This is a genomic window from Streptomyces sp. NPDC047706 (assembly GCF_043204795.1).
Taxonomy (GTDB): domain Bacteria; phylum Actinomycetota; class Actinomycetes; order Streptomycetales; family Streptomycetaceae; genus Streptomyces.
The window spans coordinates 12733-33164 of record NZ_JBIDCW010000043.1 but is presented as its reverse complement, the minus strand read 5'-3'; the positions used below and the strand labels follow the sequence as shown (position 1 = coordinate 33164).

The 20432-nt window shown below is 69.0% G+C and carries 17 protein-coding genes and 2 pseudogenes; 4 read left to right on the top strand and 15 right to left on the bottom strand.

What is annotated here, in order from left to right; all coding sequences use genetic code 11:
- Nucleotides 1–440: 440 nt before the first annotated feature.
- On the bottom strand, nucleotides 441–2174 hold the full coding sequence (locus ACGF8A_RS33420; RefSeq protein WP_393114367.1) for an IS1634 family transposase: 1734 nt from the start codon (nucleotides 2172–2174) through the stop codon (nucleotides 441–443).
- Nucleotides 2175–2452: 278 nt separating this feature from the next.
- Between ACGF8A_RS33420 and ACGF8A_RS33415 the strand changes: the two genes are divergently transcribed.
- Nucleotides 2453–2872, top strand: coding sequence for a hypothetical protein (locus ACGF8A_RS33415; RefSeq protein WP_393114365.1), 420 nt, complete (start codon nucleotides 2453–2455; stop codon nucleotides 2870–2872).
- 6 nt (nucleotides 2873–2878) lie between these two features.
- Nucleotides 2879–5872, top strand: coding sequence for a tetratricopeptide repeat protein (locus ACGF8A_RS33410; protein WP_393114362.1), 2994 nt, complete (start codon nucleotides 2879–2881; stop codon nucleotides 5870–5872).
- Here the strand turns inward: ACGF8A_RS33410 and ACGF8A_RS33405 are convergent.
- The 6 genes from ACGF8A_RS33405 to ACGF8A_RS33380 form a co-directional block, all read right to left on the bottom strand.
- Nucleotides 5768–7315 carry a serine/threonine-protein kinase gene (locus ACGF8A_RS33405; RefSeq protein WP_393114360.1) on the bottom strand — a complete coding sequence of 516 codons (1548 nt, stop codon included), beginning with the start codon at nucleotides 7313–7315 and terminating at the stop codon, nucleotides 5768–5770. The genes ACGF8A_RS33410 and ACGF8A_RS33405 overlap by 105 nt on opposite strands.
- A gap of 184 nt (nucleotides 7316–7499) precedes the next feature.
- Complete coding sequence (locus tag ACGF8A_RS33400; RefSeq protein WP_393114373.1) at nucleotides 7500–7694, bottom strand: integrase core domain-containing protein; 195 nt, start codon at nucleotides 7692–7694, stop codon at nucleotides 7500–7502.
- A complete protein-coding gene (locus ACGF8A_RS33395; protein ID WP_393114358.1) occupies nucleotides 7694–8428 on the bottom strand; it encodes an IS3 family transposase in 735 nt (244 codons plus the stop codon). The genes ACGF8A_RS33400 and ACGF8A_RS33395 overlap by 1 nt, the downstream gene beginning before the upstream one ends.
- Complete coding sequence (locus ACGF8A_RS33390) at nucleotides 8425–8775, bottom strand: transposase (RefSeq protein ID WP_393114355.1); 351 nt, start codon at nucleotides 8773–8775, stop codon at nucleotides 8425–8427. The genes ACGF8A_RS33395 and ACGF8A_RS33390 overlap by 4 nt, the downstream gene beginning before the upstream one ends.
- A gap of 549 nt (nucleotides 8776–9324) precedes the next feature.
- Nucleotides 9325–9480: a hypothetical protein gene (locus tag ACGF8A_RS33385; protein WP_393114353.1), complete on the bottom strand. Its 156-nt coding sequence runs from the start codon at nucleotides 9478–9480 to the stop codon at nucleotides 9325–9327.
- 188 nt (nucleotides 9481–9668) lie between these two features.
- A complete protein-coding gene (locus ACGF8A_RS33380) occupies nucleotides 9669–10091 on the bottom strand; it encodes a hypothetical protein (RefSeq protein WP_393114350.1) in 423 nt (140 codons plus the stop codon).
- Nucleotides 10092–10712: 621 nt separating this feature from the next.
- On the opposite strand from ACGF8A_RS33380, the gene ACGF8A_RS33375 reads away from it, so the two are divergent.
- Nucleotides 10713–11915 (top strand): epoxide hydrolase family protein, encoded by a 1203-nt coding sequence (locus ACGF8A_RS33375; protein ID WP_393114347.1) that lies wholly within the window; start codon nucleotides 10713–10715, stop codon nucleotides 11913–11915.
- Nucleotides 11916–12067: 152 nt separating this feature from the next.
- Here ACGF8A_RS33375 and ACGF8A_RS33370 read toward each other — a convergent pair whose 3' ends face one another.
- The 4 genes and pseudogenes from ACGF8A_RS33370 to ACGF8A_RS33355 form a co-directional block, all read right to left on the bottom strand.
- Nucleotides 12068–13459 (bottom strand): hypothetical protein, encoded by a 1392-nt coding sequence (locus ACGF8A_RS33370; RefSeq protein ID WP_393114343.1) that lies wholly within the window; start codon nucleotides 13457–13459, stop codon nucleotides 12068–12070.
- A gap of 239 nt (nucleotides 13460–13698) precedes the next feature.
- Nucleotides 13699–14502: pseudogene (locus tag ACGF8A_RS33365) on the bottom strand (IS5 family transposase); the annotation flags it as partial.
- Nucleotides 14503–14587: 85 nt separating this feature from the next.
- A complete protein-coding gene (locus ACGF8A_RS33360) occupies nucleotides 14588–14998 on the bottom strand; it encodes a RacP protein (protein WP_393114341.1) in 411 nt (136 codons plus the stop codon).
- 3 nt (nucleotides 14999–15001) lie between these two features.
- A complete protein-coding gene (locus ACGF8A_RS33355) occupies nucleotides 15002–15904 on the bottom strand; it encodes a DUF6192 family protein (RefSeq protein WP_393114339.1) in 903 nt (300 codons plus the stop codon).
- Between the two features lie 282 nt (nucleotides 15905–16186).
- Between ACGF8A_RS33355 and ACGF8A_RS33350 the strand changes: the two genes are divergently transcribed.
- A complete protein-coding gene (locus ACGF8A_RS33350; protein WP_393114337.1) occupies nucleotides 16187–16426 on the top strand; it encodes a hypothetical protein in 240 nt (79 codons plus the stop codon).
- Between the two features lie 38 nt (nucleotides 16427–16464).
- Here the strand turns inward: ACGF8A_RS33350 and ACGF8A_RS33345 are convergent, their stop codons facing one another.
- From ACGF8A_RS33345 to ACGF8A_RS33330, 4 genes and pseudogenes are all read right to left on the bottom strand, one after another.
- Nucleotides 16465–17241: a Stf0 family sulfotransferase gene (locus ACGF8A_RS33345; RefSeq protein ID WP_393114371.1), complete on the bottom strand. Its 777-nt coding sequence runs from the start codon at nucleotides 17239–17241 to the stop codon at nucleotides 16465–16467.
- 79 nt (nucleotides 17242–17320) lie between these two features.
- Complete coding sequence (locus ACGF8A_RS33340) at nucleotides 17321–18088, bottom strand: S8 family serine peptidase (protein ID WP_393114335.1); 768 nt, start codon at nucleotides 18086–18088, stop codon at nucleotides 17321–17323.
- Nucleotides 18051–18233, bottom strand: a pseudogene (locus ACGF8A_RS33335) (S8 family serine peptidase); the annotation flags it as partial. The pseudogene ACGF8A_RS33335 and the gene ACGF8A_RS33340, both read right to left, overlap by 38 nt.
- A gap of 1063 nt (nucleotides 18234–19296) precedes the next feature.
- Nucleotides 19297–20313, bottom strand: a complete 1017-nt coding sequence (locus ACGF8A_RS33330) for a LacI family DNA-binding transcriptional regulator (protein ID WP_393114333.1) — start codon at nucleotides 20311–20313, stop codon at nucleotides 19297–19299.
- Nucleotides 20314–20432: the final 119 nt, after the last annotated feature.

Here is a 20432-nt window from a genome sequence, read left to right as displayed (position 1 = left end):
GCGGACGCTGCACGCCCTCGAACCCGTGCCCCACACCACCATCAGCCCTCGGCGAGAAATCGGACCCCGGAAACATCAGCCGGTGGATCCGGGCTCAGACAGAGCCGCACCCGTCTGGTATCAGCCGTGCCTGGTCCTCCCGAACCACTTCTGATTCTTAAGGTACTCGTATGGAACGTCGGCCGGAGCAAGGTGGACGGTCCGGCACGAGGTGCACAGGTCTCCTCCGCAGCTGCGGCAGCCCACGTAGCGCCCGCCCGTGCCTGGGCCGTTGTCGCCCGACGCGTCCACCGCTCCAACTCCGCCCGCTCGTCATCAGACAGCAGCAACGGTTCCAGCTTCGGGCCCCGACGAGGAACTGACGCACCAGCAGCAGAAGTCACACAACTACTAACGATCAACTACTGGCGCAGGACACTAGGCGGTGGTGTTCATGCTGGTCAGCGCGGTGCGGGCTGAAGGCCGGCGATCTGCTTGGGGGCGGGGATGCCGAGCTGGGCAAGCAGGTCCTGCTGCGGCTTGGTGGGGGTGGTGACCTGCTGGAACGTGCCGGCTGGGCCGGTGAAGGTGCCCAGGTGGAGGCGGTCGAGCTCGCGGCGGATCCTGGGCCAGGTGTCGCCGGTCGTGGTCTCGGCGATGCGGACGAGCAGGAGGGCGAGCCAGCACAGCAGGACGTGCGCGCGGATGCGTTCCTCGAGCCGGTGGTAGACCGGCCGCAGGTCGATGACCTGCTTCATGTCGCGCCAGCCGCGTTCAACTTCCAGGAGCGCCTTGTAGCCGAGCGCGATGTCCTCGGCGGAGAGCTTCGGGTCCGAGCAGCGCAGGAGGTACTTGCCGTCGAGGTTCTCCTCGGTCTTGATCCTGGCCTGGTCGATGCGGAGCTTGCCGGCGGGGGTGGTGCGCAGGTAGCGGTTCAGGCCGGGCTTGTCGGTGATCTTGCCGCGCAGTTCGCCGCGCTTGAAGTCGCTGAGCTTGTCCGAATCCTGGATCAGCTCGCCGAGCTGGGCGACGAGTTGCTCGCGCATGTGCCGGTCGCGGTCGGCGGCCTCGGGGTTGTGACAGATGACGAACCGTTCCGTGTCGCTGATCCGCACCTCCTTCACGCGCATGTTGCCGGTGATGTCCTGGTAGCGACCCTGCCGGGACAGGGCCGCCTTGACCTCCGGAGATCCCGAGCGGAGCTTCTCGCCGATGATGTAGGCGTCGGTGCCGCTGCGCAGGTAGCGGCGGTTGCGGTCGGAGGAGAAGCCGCGGTCGGCGACCCACACGATCTTGGACAGGGTCCAGTCCCGCATGTCGTCCTTGACCTGCCGGATCAGCCTCTGGTCGGAGGCATTGCCGGGCCATGACCATACGCGGACCGGGATGCCGTCGCGGGTGACGGCCATGCCGATCACGATCTGGGGCAGGTCGTCGCGGGAGTCCTTCGACTTGCCGTGGGTGCGGAACCCCGCCGGCCTGGCGGCGTCCGCACCGCCAGGGCCCTGATCGTCCTCGTCTTCGCCGGTGGCGTCCTGACGGTGGCCCTTCTCGTCGCGGGTGACGGGCGCGTCAGGTTCCTCCAGTTCGAAGTAGGTGCTGGTGGTGTCGAAGAACAGCAGGTCTACTTCCAGGTTCAGCAGGTTCGCGACCGCGTCGAAGACCTGCTTCTCCAGGTCGTCCTTCACCTCGTGGAGCCAGTCCATCGCCCGGTAGCAGGCGTCGTCGTCGGTGCCGGCCAGTGCGTCGATGTGCACGTCGTGGGTGATCCACTCGGCGGCGGCGAGCTTGGAGGAGGGGGCCAGCGCCCGGTTGGCGACCAGCGCGAACAGCACCCGCTCGGTCGCGGACATCTCCCGGGGCCGCCCCCGCTTGGGCTGCCCGACCCGGCCCACGATCTTGTCGATCTTCAGTTGGTGCCATAGGTGGTCGAGGACGTAGGCGCCGCCGAACGGGACCGAGCCGGTAAACTCCAACCCCGGCGCGGCATTCGCTTCCAGTGCCTGGCCTGGTTCCAGCAGGCGCGACAGCGACGCGACCAGCCGCCGGATCGCGCCGCGGTCGAGCTCATCCTCGCGGCCGAAGGTGAACAGGACCTTCGGCACCGCCCGGCCCTTGACCGGGTCCCATTCATTGTGGGCCAGGTGCAGGTACCGGACCGTCCCGGACTTGTTCTCCCGCTTCGTCGTCCTCACGTACACGACTCCAGACCATACGGGACAAGCGCAGGCCAGTACAGGGAGATCAGAGAAATCGTGTCTCTAGGCGAATTTCGGCTGCTACTCCAGCCGACACGGCCGTGACCAGCGGTTTCACCCTGCCACTGCCTCCAGAACCTCCGAATTACGCGGAACGCGGGCAGGCCAGCAGCCACCCCTTACACCAACAAGCCCTCCCCCGAGCGTCACCACCCCTGCCGCCCCCGGCCAATGCCTGGCACCATGGGCGGCAAACACCGGACGGGGAGGACCGAATGGCAGTCGACGTGGCTCAACTCGTCGAGCAGAGCTGGCCCTTTGTCGGAGCGGCGGTGGGCGCGTACGGCACCGCCGTGCTGACCCGGGCCGGTGACGCGGGGGCGACGGCGACGGTCTCCATGGGCCAACGCGTGCTGCACCGCCTGTGGCGTCGCCTGGAGAGCCGTCCCCACCTCCTGCGGGCGGTGGAGGGCGCCGCCCGGGATCCCGAGGACGACGACGCCCAGGCGGCGCTGCGCAGCGAGATCAGGCGCCTGCTGCGCGAGGACGAGGAACTGGCGCGCGACCTGGCGAGGCTGCTCTCCGACGCGGGTCCCGCGGGTGCGACGTACCAGGCGATCGGCCAGGGCTCCGTGGTGGCGGGGGTGAACCACGGGGTGATCAGCACCGGTGGCGATGTGACAGTCGAGCGGTGACGGCCGGTGGCTTCCGAGGAGGCACACTCGTACCACTACACGGCCGCCGGCATGGGCTCGGTGGTGGTGGGCAACGACAACCTCGGGTCGATCAGCACGAACGTGCACGTGCCCTTCCTGCCGCCCGACGAGGTGGAGGCGCACAGCGGCTTGGTCCTCCTCCCGGAGGCCCGGGACCGGGCGTTCGTTGGCCGTGAGGAGGAACTCGCCGAGCTGCACCGGGCCTTCGCCGCCGAGGACGCGCCCGGCGGCAGGACGGCACAGGTCGTGCACGGCATGGGCGGGGTGGGCAAGAGCGCGCTCGCCCTGGAGTACGCACACCGGTACCGCGACCACTACAACCCCGTGCTCCGGCTGCCCGCCGACAGCCCCGAGGGGCTCACCGCCGGGCTGGCCGCACTGGCCGACGACCTCAACCACCTCCTCCGCCAGATCGACCTCCCGCTCCAGGACCGGGCCACGTGGGCGAGGAACTGGCTGCAGTGCCACAGCGGCTGGCTGCTGATCCTCGACAACGCCGAACACCCGCAGGACGTCGCCGCGCTCCTGGGCGCCCTCGGCAACGGCCGCGTCCTGATCACCACTCGGCAGGCCACAGGCTGGCACGCGCGGTGCCGTCTGCTGGCCCTGGACGTGCTGCCGCAGGCCCCGGCCGTGGAACTGCTGGCACGTCTCAGCTCGGACGGCGAGGCGCCCCCGGCGCCCGGCGCGGCCGACGAGCCGGCTCTGCGCGATCTGGCGGCCGAGTTGGGCTGCCTGCCCATCGCCCTGGCGCACGCGGCGGCCTACCTGCACCGGACTCGCACCGACCCGTCCGCCTACACGGCGCTCCTGCGGGAGGCCCCCGGGCAGGCACTCGGTGAGACCACGCACCGCGACCGGAACGAGCGCACCACCGCGCGCGTCTGGCACCACTCCCTGCGCGCCGTCGACGAGGAGCACCCGCGCGCCGTCCACGTACTGCGGGTGCTCGCCTGGCTCGCCCCGGACCGCATCCCGCGCCGGCTGCTCGACCCGCTCCAGGGCGACACCTCCCGGCGTCCCGGGCGGGCGCGTCGGACCGCACCGCGGCGGCCGCACCCGTACACCGCACGGGGTCTGGTGCAGCAACTCGGCTGGGTACGCCCCCGCAGCCGCGATGCGCGCCGTGAGCTGACCCCGCTGGAGATCAACCGCGCGCTCGGCGTACTCCACGCGTACAGCCTGATACGGCTCGACCGGCAATCGGTGAACGTGCACCGCCTCACGCAGCGCGTCGCCCGCAGCCCGGATCCCGCAAGCCCGTTCTTCCGGCCGCGGGCGGTCGCGGCGGCCCGACAGGAGGCCTCGGAGCTGCTGCTGCGGGCCGCGACAGACGCCCCCCGGCTGTGGACCCGCGAACGACAACTCCTGCCGCACCTGGAAGCGTTCCTGCACGCGGCCAGCCCGGCGGATGACCGGCCGGACACCGCGGTGCTGCTGCAGCACGTGGTGGCGCACCTCAACAGCTGGCCCGGGCAGCAGGGCGCACCCGCGGTCGAGTACGCCGAGCGGAGCATGGCCGCGATGCGCAGGCACCTGGTGGGAGGCCGGTTCCACCCGGCCCACACCGCCGCGCGCGGCGTGCTGGCGGAGTCCCTGCTGCACGCGGGCGAGCTGGACCGGGCCGTCGCGCTCCTGGAGCGGGACCGCCGACGCGGACGGCGGGGGTCCAGCGGCCTGCACGGCGCCCGGCGCGCCACCCTGGCCCGGTGCTACCTGGAGCTGGGAGAGCCCGAGCGCGCCGTTCCGCTGCTGCGCGAGGAGGCGTCCGAGGCCCGGAGGTACGGGCACGACCCCCGTGAGGTGCTGCGGTCACGTGTCCGGCTCGCGGACGCGTACCGGAAGGCAGGGCGCCCGGAAAAGGCTGCGGCGATGCTCGAACGCGATCTCTCCGACACCGAGGCCACGCTCGGCGAACTGGACCCGGACACGATGGTCGTGTGCGACTTCCTGGCCCACGCCTACCTGGAGTCGGGGGACACGGACCGGGCGGTCGCGCTGTTCACCCGGAACCTGGCGGACCGGGAGCAGGCGTTCGGCCGCCGCCATCCCATGGTGTTCATCTCCCGTCTCGGACTCGCGCTCGCCTGGGAACAGGCCGGTGAGCCGTACCGGGCGGTCGAACTGATGGACCGGAACCTCGCCGACGCCGTCGGCCTCCACGACGCGGCGGGACACGAGGTCCTCGCCTGGCACCACCACCAGGCGCGGATGCTGCTGAACGCGGGTCGGGCGGAGCAGGCTGTGGCCCTGCACGAGGAGAATTTCACCCGCTGGGCCGCAGCCTTCGGCCGCCGCCATCCCGATGTGCTCCACGTGCGGGCGGACTTCGCGCAGTTTCTGACCTGGCGGGGCAGGGCGAGACAGGCCGTCCCCATGCTGGAGCAGTGTGTGGAAGAGGCCGAGGAGGCACTGGGAGCGAGCGATCCGGTGACGGTCGGGTACCGGCTCCGGCTGGTGAAGGCTCTCCGCGAGGTCGGCGACATAGCACGGGCGGTGCCGCTGCATGAGCAGGTCCTCGACGAGGCCCAGGCAGCCGGTGGTGCGTGCGGCTGGCTGACCCTGGCCGCACGAGTGGACTGTGGGCACGCGTATCGGGACAGCGGTGATCTGGAGCGGGCGGTATCCGTACTGGAGGAGGCACTGTGGGACGCGGAGGCACACTGCGGGCGGCGCCACGAGCTCTCGTTGGCGGCACGCTCGGCCCTCGCCCGGGCCTACGCGGCGACAGGGGACACGGACCGTGCCGTCACCATGCTCCAGGCGGTCGCGACCGACGCGGAGAGGTTCCTCGCCCCGGACCATCCGCACGGACCCATGGCGCGCCGGCACCTCGCAGCGCTCACGTCCGCGGCGGACACCGGCACCGAGACGTCACCGACCGGGCCGGCTCCCTCGGTACCCGACCAGCAGAACACCGAGGACCATCGCCGAGGCGATCCAGGTGCCCAGCCCCCACACGACGGCGATCCCCCATGAGAAGTACGGTCCGGCCCCGGCAGCCGCACAGGTGGCGCCGCCGATGACTGCGACGGCTGCGGCAGCATGCGAGGAGACGCCCCAGGGGTACCCGTAGCGCTGGAACAGGCTCTGCGCACCGCCGACCAGCACGCTGAAGGCGAGCAGGGAGGCTACGGCCGCACCGCAGGCGAGCAGGAGACCTACCGGTGCCGCCGCCCACCACGGCCAGGGCAGCCACACAAAGGAAGCGGCGCACACACCGGCGAGGACGAGCAGCATGCCGCAGCCCACGCTCTGCGCACCGATGTCCCGCCCGCGCTGGATGTTCATCACGGTGCGCGCGAGCAGCGGCCAGAACACCAGGACGCAGACAGTGACCCCAGCCGTCGCCAGCGGGCTCAGCGCGGTAAACGCCGTCAGCGCCCCCGCGGTGGCGGCGCCCAGAGCCAGACCGGTCACCACGGCGGCGAGCGCCGGCTGCGCCGCCTCCGCGCCGTCCGGCAGCCCGGGCAGGAGCCGCATGCCGCTGTCGCTGTCGCTGTCGGACGGAGCGTCGGCGAACGAGGAGGGCGACTCGGACGACGGCGCGCCCGGCGGCCTCACGGACCGGGGCAACGGCCCCTCGGCCATCTCCGTCAGCCGGCGGGCGACCTCCCGGACGTCGGCGGGCCTGCTCTGCGGATCCTTCTCCAGCAGATCCCGTATCAGGTGGTCGAGCCGCTGGGGAACCCTGGACGCGTGACGCCACGACGGCTCGGCCACACCCGCCTGATGGGCCCTCAGCACCTCGTCGGGACTGCCGGTGAACGGCGGCCGGCCGGCCACGAGGAAGTACAGCAGACAGCCCAGCGAGTACAGGTCAGAGCGCGGATCGACCCCGTCCGTCCCCGCGGCCAGTTCCGGCGAGGCGTACTCTGCGGCGCTCCCGGCCACCGGATGGCCGGCGAGCCGGGCGACGCTCGGCGCCCGCAGGACAACACCTCCGTCCTTGGTGACGAGCACGTTGTCCGGGCTGAGGTCCGCGTGCACCTGACCGACCAGATGCATCCGGTCGAGGGCCTCGCACAGCTGCCTGCCCCAGTCCAGCAGCACGCTCAGGTCCGGCGGTCCGTCCCCAAGGCACTCGCGCAGCGGGCGCCCCGCCAGCGGCTCCACCACGAGGTAGCGCGCCCGGTCCCCCTCCAGCAGGCCCTCCCCGCAGTCGTGGACGTCGGCCAGGCGCGGTCCCGACACCCCCACCACCGCCCGGGCCGCCTCCGCGAACGCGCCCGGCCGTGGACCGCCGGACGAGGACGCGCTGGTCACGTCCGACCGGCCGTCGTCGCCGTCGCCGTCGCCAACCAGCAACCGCACCGTCACCTGACGCTTCTGCTGCTGGTCCCACGCCTCGCGGTAGATCTCCACCCCCGAGGCGGGGAGCGTCGCGCCCAGCCGGTAACGGTCGTCCAGTAGCTCGCGCACCGAGCCCGCCTTCCTGCTTCCGTGCCCCATACACCGCTGACCGGGCAAGCCTCCCCGCAACACGCCCCCAGGTCCAGAGGACCGCAGCCCCTCCAGGAGCAGGGAGTGGCCGAACGGACTGGAACTGGTCACAGGCCAGGGGCACGTGGCGATTGTCAATCCCCTGGTTTCGTAGAGACCTCTCCTATGCGGCCTGGCACCTCTGGTCGCTCTTCTTGCGTGCTTCGGTGATGGTCCGTTCGAACTCCTCCGGCGGCAGGCCGCCGGCCGCGTTGTGCCTGCGTCGCGGGTTGTAGAACCCGGTGATCCAGGTGGCGATCTTCAGGCGGGCCTCGGTGCGGGTGGCGAACCGGTGCCGGTGGATGTACTCGACCTTGATCAGTGAGTTGAACGACTCCGCGGCGGCGTTGTCAGCGCCGACCCCACCCGCCCCATGGACTGCACCACGCCCAGGCGGTCACACAGGGTGCCGTACGCCTCTGACGTGTACTCACTTCCCCTGTCGCTGTGGAAGATCGTCCCGTCCCTCCGGCCGCCGCGCGTCGCGGTGGCCATCTTCAACGACGCCCCGACCAGGTCCGCGTCATGGTGCTCGCCCATGGCGTAGCCGAGGCAGCGGCGCGAGAACGCGTCGATGACCGTGGCCAGGTAGATCTTGCCCTCGCCGGTCTCGATCTCCGTCATGTCGCCGTACCAGAGAACGTCCGGGGCCACCGCGTCGAAACGGCGATTCACCAGGTCAGGGGCAGCCTTCCGCTTGCCCTGCCGGGTCAGCGACCGCCGCCTGGGCGGCTTGCGGCCCAGCAGACCGAGCCCGGCCATGATCTCCGCGACCGTGTTCACCGACACCTGCCAGCCCTCCGCCCACAGGTCCAAGGTGATCCTCGGCGAGCCGTAGGTGCCACCGGACTCCGTGAAGAAGTGGATGATCCGCTCCTCCAGCCTCGCCCTCCTGACCTCGCGTTTCGTCGGCTCGTCGGGGCGCCGGCGCCATTTGTAGAACCATGCCTCGCTCACCCCGACCACCCGGCAGGACACCCGGTGTGGGACGCCATGCCCGACCCTCTGGTTACCGATGAAGGCGACCACCGCCTCCGGAGCGTTCTCGGTCACTTCACCCAGAGGGCCATGCATCGCTTGAAGACATCACGCTCCATCTCCAGCTCCCGGATCCGCTTGTTCTTCTCCCCGATCTCCCGGCGCAGCCGCTCCAGCTCGGCCCGCTCGGCCTCCCGCACCCGACCGCCACCCCCACCGCCACTGGCGGCTGTCGGTTGTACTGGCCGGTCCGAGGACGTCGTCCCGTTCCGCCGCCACCGCGACACCCATCTGTGCAGCGTGCCCGGGTTGATGCCGAGCTCCTCGGCGACCTCCCCGACCGACCTCCCGGTCTCGACCACGATGCGCACCGCGCCCTCACGGAACTCGGCGTCGTACGGCGGCTTCTTCTTGGACCCCATGAACCCCAACTTCCCCTGCAATCACGGGCTCCACGCTACGAGGGGATGGTCAGCGCCGAGCGCGGTCAGAACGACCCGTGGACGCCAGACCTCGTGTCGACCGCAGTACGCCAGCGCCGCGCTCTTCTCCCACTCGACCTATGGGAAGAGCGGGTTCGCTGGCGGGACGAACAGCTCATGCGGCTGACGCCGCTGTGGGAGGACATTCGCGCCACCTCCTGAGTTCCTCTGGGGTCCTGACTTGTCAGTGCGGATGACGGGTCGAGGTACCTCGGATACGCCCGCATCCACGCCGACCTGCGCAAGGCCACCAGAACCCGTCAGGCGAGCTGTCCCAACTACCGCCGTTGGAGCCCCGCGCCAGGGCAGGTCGTCGCCGACCCTGCCGGTCGCGAGGAAGCGGAGAGCAAAGCTGGACATGTCGACGCCCGACGGGTGAACAAGCACGTCAAGCCTCTGGTGGAGACGGTTCTCTCGGTCGAAAACTCATCTACCAGGGGCTTCACCACGTTGCCAGCCCAACCGCCCTACCTCAGAGGCAGGTCACTGTCAGCTGCTGCAACAGGCCCCCCTCACCAGTTGCAGTCCTTCGGAACGGGCGCGGTCGACCAGCATCACGACCCACTGTTCGTCCGACACCGCCTCCGCAGCCGGCTCGATGACCGGCTCCTCCACGGCCTCGTGCTCGGTGATGGTCTCGCTCATCAGGCGTCTCCTTGATCATCGGATCCGCCGTCTATTGGACACTCCCCCGCATCCACGGCGAACTCGGCCACATCACCCCAGCCGAACACGAGGCCGCCCACTACCTCGCGGCCGAACCTCCTGCGTCTCTCCAGAAAGTCAGCAAACTCAGTCTCCACGAAACCCAGGGCTTGACAGTCTCTGCAAGCTCAGGCAACCCGTCGCGGCGGAAGGAAGGCGCCAGCCGTCTTCGGGTCCGGCCATGGAGTGACGGTTTCTCCGGCGACAAGCCACCCGTAGGCACCCCCGCGCACCAGTCGCAGCTCGTAGAGGAAGGGTGCGGCGGCGTCGCTCATCCGTCGGTAAAGAAGCGCGGTCGCGTAGTCGCCCTGCTCCTCGAGGTGCAGAATCTTGTACTCCGTGGACAGGGGCGCCTCACCCGCGCTGCCGCGAGCAGCGAACTCCGCGAAGACCTCCTTGCGGGGAGCTGCTGCAATCGCCCCCTCCCGTGTCGGGAAAAGAATGGCCATGTCGTCCGTGTAGAGCTTCTCCATCGCGTCCATGCGGTAGTTGCTCCCGTCGTGAACGACACGCGAGATGAACTCCTCGATGACGGGGGTGATTTCATTCATTGCATTTTTCCTTCTGTTGGGGCGGCACCCGTGGCTGGTCGCCCCAAAAAGGACGTCTGACTTCGAGGCCACGGGACGACCTTTCAATACGGATGGGTGTACAGGCCCTTGGGGATAACACCGTCTCAGCCGGCATGACGGCCGAGAGAGTCCTGCATTGTTCACGCCGATCACATCGTTCGACGTACAGCGAACAACCTAGCACGAACGGCTTCACTCTGAACCGCCACGGCAAAGGTGACAACGCTCTCACTGGCGGATGATCTTCGCTGAGCGATACACCACCTAACATGTGAGCCACGCCACCTTGACCGGCAACTTCTTAGTGCTACGGTTTTGAGCGATGTTCGATGACTGGCGAACCCCCTTAGTGGTGCGTGCCGTGTCTTATTGCAGTGTCTTGGTGTTCGCCGAGACAGATTCCGGCACACCTCCTGTTCGCTGCATCTCCTGCGTATCAGAGCTGGCCATTTCCGTTCTGGCGCCGGCGTCCGACGCACACATACCGACTGGAGTGAAAAGCGCATGACGAGTCGAGCTGCCAATCTCAGCCGTCGACGGTTGCTGTACGCCATGGGTGCCCTGGGAGCGGGGTCCGCCGCGTCCGCGATGACATCCGGAGTGGCCGAGGCCCTGGCCGGGCCGGGAACAGAGGCGACGGGCCTGACGGTGCCGCGACCCGCCGGTGGAGCGGTCGTGCCCATGAGACTGCACGTCCCGGAGCGCATGCTGCAGGATCTGCGGCACCGGTTGGACCTGACCAGGTGGCCGAGCGAGGAACTCGTGGACGACTGGTCGCAGGGGGCTCCGCTGTGGCGAGTCAAGCGGCTCGTCGAGTACTGGAGGCACCACTACGACTGGCGCCGCGTCGAGGCCCTGCTCAATGGATTCGGGCAGTTCCGCACCGTGATCGATGGCGTGAGCATCCATCTGCTGCATGCCAGGTCACCGCACCCCGGCGCCATGCCCATCATGCTGACGCACGGCTGGCCCGGTTCGGTCCTGGAATTCCGCAAAGTGATCCGGCGTCTGACGCACCCGACCGAGTTCGGCGGATCCCCGCGAGACGCCTTCCATGTCGTCACTCCGTCCCTGCCGGGATACGGATTCTCCGACCACCCGGATGAGCTGGGGTGGGGCCGTGTGCGGACAGCCAAGGCCTGGTCCAAGATCATGCCGCGCCTCGGATACGACCATTACCTTTCCCAGGGCGGGGACTGGGGCGCGGCGGTCAACGTTCAGTTGGGAGTCCTGCGACCCAAGGGGTTGCTGGGAATCCATCTGAACTTCCCTCAGATCGTGCCGCCCGACCTCGACCTCAAGCACCTCACCCCGGAGGAACAGCTCGCGATGAGGCAGTTGGACGCGCAGGGGAAGCACGAAATCGGGTACCAGCTGCAGATGATGACCAGGCCCCAGACCGTTTCCTATTCTCTGGCGGACTCCCCCGTCGGTCAGGCAGCCTGGATCTACGAGAAGTTCGGGGTCTGGACGGACAGCAACAAGAATCCGGAATCGGTCCTCACCATGGACGAGATGCTGGATGACATCACGCTCTACTGGCTGACCAGGACAGCGGACTCGGCGGCGCGCTTCTATTGGGAGAACTCCGACATCACCATGAACGCCGTAAAGATTGACCTTCCCATGGGCGTCACTCTGTTCCCCAAGGAGTTCTACACGCCGCCTCGCGCATGGGCTGAAAAGGCGTTCTCCCACCTCGTCTACTGGAACAAGGCGAGTGCAGGGGGACACTTCGCGGCGTTCGAGCAACCGAAGATATTCGCGGAGGAGATTCGCAGGTTCGGCCGGCTGTTCCGCTGACGACCTGCCAGGAAAATCTGCGGTCCATCATGAGAGTGAGCTTTTTCCATCACTCGTCCTCCGTACCGACTCCAGAACATGGCAGACGTCCCGGACAAGGTCGTTAACAAGCCTGGGACGTGCTGGTCACAGTCCCAGACGGACATCACGGGCTACCTGCGGTCGGTAAACTGATGGGTGCCGGCGAAGGGGTACGTCACGGCTTCGGACGTCTCGGTCGTCACCTCGCCGACGTCGACCCTCTGCTGCCATCTGATGTCACCGCTGGTGGAGACCCAGTCGGTGCGCTGACCCCGCTGGACCGGTTGGGTGAGGAAGTTCCAGGCGCCGCCCAGGAGGTAGCGCGGGAGGTCGACACGTGTCTCAGAGGCGGGAGTCGACGCACCGTGGCCGAACGTGACGTCCACGCGTGCGAGGTTCCGGGCGTCGGCCCGATGGGTCAGGTCCGGCGGGATCGCTGTCGTGTGATGGCTGACCAGGTCGTAGAGGTAGGAGGGAACGGGATGTGCCGTCGTGCGCAGACGTGTCCTGTCCCCGGGCGACGCCGCGATGTCGGCGATCAGGGCTTCGCCGTCGCTCCTGGTGACCGACGCCACCGCCAGCGGCCCGGGCGAGAGGTATTCGCTGTCGCCGTAGCAGGTGTGGAGCCTGCCCACCGCGTCGTTGACGACGAGCAGGAGCCTCACCCCTGCGGCCTGGGCGGCCTGGGTCTGTGCGAGCGGTGTGACGGTGGCGCTGCGGCGCACGACGGCCGCCTTGCCCCGCGCGGACAGCTGGGTGTACTCGGCAGCGGAGCCGGTACCCGCGGAGACGGCGTCCAGGTTCGCGCTGCCGACCGGAAGAGGCTTGGCACCCCTTTGCATGAGCACATCCAAGTCGTGCGTGCCGTGGGAGACATGGAGCGGGGTCTGCGGGGCCCGCCACCTGGTGGTGAAGTCGATGCCGCCGACCTTCACCCTCTCCGGAGAGGGCTGGGCCCACACGCTGTCGTAGGTCGCATCGATCATCTTGGTTCTGTCGATCCAGTCCCCGTACGTCCCGGGTTCGGGCTGCGCGGTCGTGAAGGAACGCCAATACTCGACCCTGGTGTTCGTCGGCATGCTCGGCCTGGGTGTCAGCGCGCGGACCTGACGCGCCTCGAAGGCGTCGAAGGTGACCGTCGTGGGATCCGTCAGTTCGACCTCCGGGTCGCCCAGCAGCGCCAGGCCCTTGGAGTACGGACCGTGCGCCCCGCGGACGTCCTTGAACATCATCGCGGAGTAGGTGTCACGGGGCAGGTGCAGGGTGAGACCGTCCTCCGGCACCCGGTGGTACCGGAAGTACGGAGCGTTGGCTCCCTTGAGGGTGACCGTGCCTGTCGTGGGCTGCCCGTCACGGTCCTTGGCCCGGAGCGTCAGGTCGTACCCCTCGGACTCCGTCCGCGTGCTGAGGACCGTGTGGGCGGCGACCGCGTCGGGCGGCGTCCCGCGCGACGACCTGGCCGGTGTGGCCGCCCACGGCCACCTTGCGCGGGTCGACGACGAGGCCGACCGAGGCGCTGCCATGGGCCGGGACGGTGACCTGGTCGGATTCCCGGGTGAACAGGTCGCTGGGGCTGTCGCCCCGGTCCGGTGTCAGAAGCTGTGTCACATCCTCTTTTCGCAGGTCACAGAGCGTGAAAGGTGGTTGTGATCCCGCTTGCCGTTCGGTTGGGCGTCGATAGTCGCCGTTTCGAACGGCAGCAGTGCGCTGGTCTTCATGCGGCTGCGAGGGTGGCCGTCGATGCCTCGGTCTGGCGGCGGGGGCGGGCCAGGCGCCGGGTCATGAGAGTGATGAATGCCCATTGGATGTGGGTTTCGGCGTGGGACATCAGACGTTCGTAGTCCCTCGCGTTGCGGCGGGCCCGCATGGTCCATGAGTTGCTCCGTTCCACCACCCACCTCTTGGGCAGCAGAACGAAGCCCTTGGCGTCCTTGGGGCGGGGAACGACCTTGATCGTGATGCCGAGGGTGTCCTGGGCCCAGGTGCTGAACTCCTCGCCTCCGTAGCCGTTGTCTGCCCAGACCAGGACGATTTCGGGGTGTTCGGTGTGGAGGCGGGTGAGGAGGATGCGGGCAGCGTCGCGGTCCTGGACGTCGGCGGGGGTGACGAGCAGGTCGACCAGAAGGCCGTCCTGGTCAACCAGGAGATGTCGCTTCCTGCCGTTGATGTGTTTGTTCGCGTCGTACCCCCGCGTCGCGTTCGACACCGTCTCCGCGCCTTTGACGGACTGGGAGTCCACGATCACCCGGACCGGCCAGGGACAGCGCCGACGGCGCAGTCGCAGCCGTCGGCGGAGCTGGTCAAGGATCCGCTTGAGTACGCCGGCCTTCGCCCAGCGGGCGAAGTACCCGAACACGGTGCGCCAGGGGATGCCGAAGTCGGCGGGCAGCGCTCTCCACTTCGCCCCGTTGTCGGTGATGTAGCGGATGGCGTCAACCACGCGTCGGCGGGGCCATTTCTCCGGGGCGCCGCCCTTGGGGGTCTGGCATGCGGGAGTCGGGAGAAGGGGCTCCAGCAGGAGCCATTCCGCGTCACTGGTGTCGGAGGGGTAGCGGTAGTGCGGCAGCATCACGAGATTCGGGCCGCGACCTGGGGGTCAGGAGCCAACTGCGGTGCGGTCGCGGCCCGTTGCCTCGCTTTCCTGCTCGGCTTCACTCCAGGTTGGCCAGCAGCTGAAGGGTGGACTCGATCGCGCCCATCTGGGCCATGACGGTGCGGATATAGGGGTCGTCGGGGGTCTTGGTCTGGTGAGGTAGGAGGATCCCGGCGATGAAGTTGGCGACACGGTGGTGCACGGTGCCGAAGAAAGCCCGCTCGTAGCCGATCCACACCTCCGGCGCGTCGTCCAGCAGCCGATATCCCCACTTCCGGTCCCAGGTCACGGGCGGCAGACCGCGCGCGGCGGCGACCTGGCGCAGGTGCGCGAGCCCGGTGTGGATCTGCGCGCGGGTGCGTTCGGTGGCGGCCATCAGCTGGATGACGCTCAAGCCGGCGGGGCGGGCCTCCTGCAGGGCGCTGAGGATCGCTTCGGCGTGGACATGAGCGGGGACACCCCGCCCCATCGCCTACTCACCCGAACCCTTCAGCAGCCTCATCAGCTGCTCGTCCAGGTCGACCTCACCGCGGGTGACAGCGTTCTCGATCCAGTCGGCCGCGGCGCGCACCCGCGCAAGTCCTTGGCCGATGGTGTCTCGTTCGGCGTCGTCGTAGTGCTCGCCGCGCAGGCGGGGAACGATCCTGCCGGCGGTGGTGACGAACTGCGCGCAGGCCGCGACCAGATCCATGAACTGGGCACTGTGCTCCATGCGCTCAAGCTGCGGGGCTGCCTCCTGGTGCACGAACTGGGCTTGCTGGCGGAACCGGTCGAACTGGGCTTCATTGACTGCATGCCGGGCGGTGTCGTCGGCCATGGCTTTGTCGGCGACCGCCGGACGGCGCAGGAAGTCGGTGGTCACCACGGCCGCGACCGCGTCGTCGGTGGCCAGGTCGTGGATCGCCTCCACCTTCTCCTGGACGCTCTCCGGGGAGTCGACCTTCCAGCCCACCACGCGTTTCGCGCTGTCGTGCGTCCACCGCGGCTGCCCGCCGCGCGGGCTGGGCGGGGGGTTGGTGACCGCCTCGAACCGCTCCTGCTCATCGGGGATGCTGGCCAGGATCTTGTGGATGGTGTGCGAGACGTCCGCCCGCCGGCGCTGCTTCGGCCAGCGCGAGGACACCCACCGGTAACTGCGGACCGTCGTATAGGCCAGTCCGACGTCTTCGGCGAACATCCGGATGGCCTCGCTGACGGTAAATAGGTCGTCCTTCCCGGACGGATTCGCGCCTCCGTACGAGCGCATCGGCTCGATCTCCACGGCCGCATCTCCGAGACGCCACTGGACGCTGCTCATCGCGGCCACCCAGTCCCGCCCCAGCTTGACCAGCTCGTCGTAGCGGTCCCGGGTCACACTGCCGATCATCGCGGGCATCCGGACATCACCCCCGGCGGTCCCGGGTGCGGCACCCATTTCATGCCGTCAGCTCGCCCCGGCAGGCCGTCGCTTCGCACCATCCGACCGACACCAGGAACCCGCCAGGGCGCACGGCCCCGCAGTGAAGCACTTTGACAGCCACCGAATGCGCGGGCTCACAACCCGGCGTCCGCCGCGCGCCGGCTGTGCCAGGCCCGTTTGCGGCAGGCGGGAGAGCAGTACGTTGTCGAGGCAGGATGTTCGACCCCGACCGTCCACGACGCGTCGCACTCTGGGCAGTTGGACTTCACACCGGCCTGGACCGCCTCGGTCCGTGCCCGCGCCCGCCGCATCCGCCGCCAGTGCCGCGACCGGCACACCGACGAGCAGAACACCGCCGACGCCTTCACCGAAGGCATCAGCGGACCACCGCACCCCCGGCACAACCGCGGCCCGGTGTCGCCATCCGCGGCCACGACCAGCCTCAGCCGGGGCACCCTGTCTCTGCCCATGAAGGCCACGCTACGAGCGAGCGTGTGATCACGTCACCCGGTCACCCCCCGTGGACTCAAGGTTCATCAGGTCTGCGCCGAGTCCGCCCGATAGCGGTCGATCCACTGATTGTTGAGCTCGTCAGCCTGACGCGTGTGGCGGGGCACGATCGCGCGCCGGTCCCGTGACTTGAGCCCGAGGAACGTGAGGATGCCTTCCGTGACACCCGCCATGTCGCCGTCGAGTTCTTCGTACCGGACCTGGAGTGGTTCGACGCCATTCGAGGTGAACCAGGCTTCCCACGCCGCGTTGTGTTCATCGATCGTCTGCATCAACTCGTCGATGCGGGTCGAGTCGAAGCTGGGCATCTGCCCGCTGCCGCCGTTACCGCCGCCGATCTCTCCGTTGCCGCCGATGTACCAGGCATCGGTCTGCTCGGCTCGCAACCAGGACACCGCCTGCGCCAGGACATCCTCACGCCGCAGATAGACGAAGCGCGTGCGGCCGAAGGCCCGGTTCAACAAGGCCACATCCTGCCCGCCAAGGTGCGGATAGCCCTTCCCCAGCTTGTCGACTACCTCGTCCAGGGTGCCCCACATGAGCTTCGCCCCGAACACTCCGTTCTCGGTTCTACCGGCGGCAAGGGCCGCCTGCACATAGTCCACGTATTCGAAATCGCCCTGATCAGAGCGCAGGATCTGCCACCTGTCAGCCCACAACGGCTCGTCAGGCGCACGGAAATACGCCTGCGGCCGGCCAGCGACCCCAGTCGACTCCAACAGCCCGAGGAGCAACGAACTACCAGTACGAGGAGTGGCACAGATGAAGTAGGAGTCGACCTGTTCCGCAGCGTCCGTTCGCATCGTCACAGCGCAAGGTAAGACCGCCGCGTTCACGACGCGCAACCCGATTACCGACGGGCAAGCGACTGTCGTGTACGGATCAGACACAGCTTCTCAGCCGCAGGGACACCGGTGTGTCGCCGTGATTCGTGTAGGTGACGGAGCGTTCGATCGGCTGCGGGTCTCGCGACCATCTGATCAGGCCCGTGTCGATCGAGCCGGAGGCGACGGCCCCCGCCCCGAAGGCCGCGGCGGCGTCGACACGGCCGGTACCGCCGCGGTAGGCACTCGTGTCCGGCGTCGCCTTGCTCGTGCTCATCAGGGCGTCCTTGAGCTGCTGTCCCGACCGGTCGAGGTGCTTCTGGGCAAGCAGTGCGGCGGCACCGGCGACGTGCGGAGTCGCCATGGACGTACCGCAAATGACGGTGTAGTGGCCCTCGCCGGTGGTGTGGTGCGAGCGAGCGGCCAGCACGTTCACTCCCGGCGCGGTGGCGTCGGGCTTGAGTCCGTCGTCACCCTCGCGCGGGCCGCTGCTGGAGAAGCCTGCCATCTGGTCCGTGGAGTCGACGGCGCCCACGGTGAGCGCCGCTGCCGCCGTGCCCAGGGCGTTGACGGTGTACTCGCCCGGTCCGGAGTCGCCCGCCGCGATGACGAACAGCGCACCGGTCTCCTCGCTGAGGCGGTTCACGCTCCGGCTCGTCGGATCCGTCTGGGTGTGCAGGGAGGAACTGCCCAGACTCATGCTGATGATTCTGGCCTTCTCGGTCCTGGCGGGCCCACTCCATCCCGGCGATGATCCAGGACTCGTCGCCGGATCCGCTGTCTCCGAACACTTTGCCGATGGCCATGTCGGCGCCCGGGGCGACACCCCTCTCCTTGCCGTCCGAGGCGGCACCTGTGCCCGAGACGGTCGACGCGACGTGCGTACCGTGCCCGCGACGGTCGGTGATGTCCTCGCCCGGTACGAAGCTCCGGCCGGAGACGATGCGTCCCTGGAGATCCGGGTGCTCCACGTCGATGCCGGTGTCGAGCACGGCCACCTTGACTCCGGCGCCGGCCGCGCCGACGTCCCAGACCCGCGGCGCTCCGATGTGGGCAGTGCTGTCCGCCAAGGCCGCCTTGACCTTGCCGTCCAGCCAGATCCTGTGGATGCCGGCGGACAGGGAGGCGGTCCGGCGGCGGTCTCGCGGACGCCGCTCCCGTCCGGCTCCGGCACGAGGGCCTGCCGCAGGCTCGCGGCCCTGGAACGGTCCGCGGTGGCGGACTCGCCGCCCACGGAGGTCAGTTGCCGCTCGGGGACGAGTCCCGGCAGGTCGGTGCGGGCGGGACGGGACGCAACGGCGTGGCGGGTGACGATCAGGAGCAGCCCGGCCGCACGCGCGTCGTCGTACCCCTGGGCTACGAGTCCGGTGACGTTGAAGAGCCGTCTGTCGAGTGCGCCGGAAGCGACGTAGGGCTCGGCGTCGTCGGGGACCACGTATGTTCCCGAGGCGTCGGTGAGGGTCCGCACAAATCCGGTGGCACCCGGGCGGCGCTCGAACCTCATCGATGCCGGTGCGCCGTTCGCCGCCTGCGTGACGGTGACCTTGTCACCGGTGATCAGGGTGACAGTGCGGGTGGTGCCGAGGGGGCCCGTCGCCGCGCGGCGGCGACGAGTTGCCGGCCATGACGGGAGCGGAGGGAGGTGAGGTAGCGGACGCCGGGTCCGCACCGAGGGACGACAGGAGCACCAGGGCGATGCCTGACACCGCCATGCGCCCGCCAAGTGGCAAGGGAGGCACAGGAGTTTTTGACGCAAGGAGACGTCGGGGAATTGCGCTCCTGAATTGACCAGGTGCACACGCAGGCGGTCAACACATCCCGGTGTCGTATCGACGCCGTGTCACACCTGCGCCGAGCGGCGACAACGGCCGCGATCGGCCAGGGCCGTTGGAACAGGGCGCGGTCGACGACGTGAGTGGTCCCCGCCCACCCGGCCACACATGTCCGGGAATCGCCCGGTACGCCGTCCTGGCACGGCGACATCGCCCGGCGTACGTCAGGCCTGCGTACTCCCCCCGCGGCAGGCCGGACCCTTCAGGAGGAGTCGCGCACGACCAGCTCGGTGGGCAGGAAGACATGCCGCCTCGCCACTCCGGGATCGGCGATCTCCTCCAGGAGGATGCGGGCGATGGTCGAGCCGATCTCCTCCACCGGCTGCCTGACGCTCGTCAGCGACGGGTAGGCGTAGCGCGCGACGTAGGAGTCGTCGAAGCCGACGATCGCGACGTCGTCCGGCACGCGCCGTCCCTGGCGCCGCAACTCGAGCATGGCGCCGGCCGCCATCACGTCGGACGCGGCGAACACGGCGTCGAGGTCGGGCGTACGTTCAAGCAGCGAACGCATGGCGAGCATCCCGCCCTCCTCCGTGAAGTCGGCCGAAGCAACCAGCCGCTCGTCCGGCGCCAAGCCCGCCTCTTCCAGTGCGGTCGTCCATCCCCGCAGCCGACCGCGGGAGACATCCATGTCGAGGGGCCCGGAGATGGTGGCGAGCGCCGTGCGGCCCCGGGAGATGAGGTGCCGTCCCGCCTCCTTTCCGCCGCCCAGGTTGTCCGACACCGCGTGGCTCAGGGACTCCGCGGGCGAGCGCCGGCCCGCCAGGACCGTCGGCAGGCCCATGTCCTCCAGGATTCCGGGCAGGGGGTCGTGCTCGTGCACCGAGACCAGCAGGACGCCGTCCACCCTGCGCTCCGCGACGCTGTCCGTGAGCCGGTTGCGTTCACCGCTGTCGCGGACGAGCATGAGCTGGAGTTGCGTCCCCGTCGTGGCGAGCACCGTGCTCACGCCCCGGATGACGCCCGCGAAATAGGGCTCCGAACCGAGCCTGCTCTCGGACTCGGGAATCACCAGCGCGACGGAGTTGGTGCGCCGCGTCACCAGACCTCGGGCGACCGAGTTGGGGACGTAGTTCAGCTCGGCTATGGCGGCGAGCACCGCGGCCTTCGCCTCGTCGCTCACGAGCGTCGAGCCGTTGATGACCCTTGACACCGTGGTGCGCCCCACACCCGCCCGCGCCGCCACGGTTTTGATGGTCGGCCGATGCTGTGCCCCCATGTTCCTCTCCTCGTCCGGCCCGGTCGCACGCCGGTTCGCCAGCGCATTGTGCCAGAGAGGTGCGGAGGTGAGCCGGTCCGGAGCTCCCTCGCCGGCTTCTCACTGTGACGAACAGCGTT

Excerpts from the sequence above, each read along its gene's own strand:
- ACGF8A_RS33380 (WP_393114350.1), bottom strand. The coding sequence starts at position 10,091 with ATGAATGAAATCACCCCCGTCATCGAGGAGTTCATCTCGCGTGTCGTT.
- ACGF8A_RS33370 (WP_393114343.1), bottom strand. The coding sequence starts at position 13,459 with ATGGCAGCGCCTCGGTCGGCCTCGTCGTCGACCCGCGCAAGGTGGCCG.
- ACGF8A_RS33390 (WP_393114355.1), bottom strand. The coding sequence starts at position 8,775 with ATGGGGTCCAAGAAGAAGCCGCCGTACGACGCCGAGTTCCGTGAGGGC.
- ACGF8A_RS33345 (WP_393114371.1), bottom strand. The coding sequence starts at position 17,241 with ATGCGAACGGACGCTGCGGAACAGGTCGACTCCTACTTCATCTGTGCC.
- ACGF8A_RS33415 (WP_393114365.1), top strand. The coding sequence starts at position 2,453 with ATGGCAGTCGACGTGGCTCAACTCGTCGAGCAGAGCTGGCCCTTTGTC.
- ACGF8A_RS33330 (WP_393114333.1), bottom strand. The coding sequence starts at position 20,313 with ATGGGGGCACAGCATCGGCCGACCATCAAAACCGTGGCGGCGCGGGCG.
- ACGF8A_RS33360 (WP_393114341.1), bottom strand. The coding sequence starts at position 14,998 with ATGGGGCGGGGTGTCCCCGCTCATGTCCACGCCGAAGCGATCCTCAGC.
- ACGF8A_RS33355 (WP_393114339.1), bottom strand. The coding sequence starts at position 15,904 with ATGCCCGCGATGATCGGCAGTGTGACCCGGGACCGCTACGACGAGCTG.
- ACGF8A_RS33385 (WP_393114353.1), bottom strand. The coding sequence starts at position 9,480 with ATGAGCGAGACCATCACCGAGCACGAGGCCGTGGAGGAGCCGGTCATC.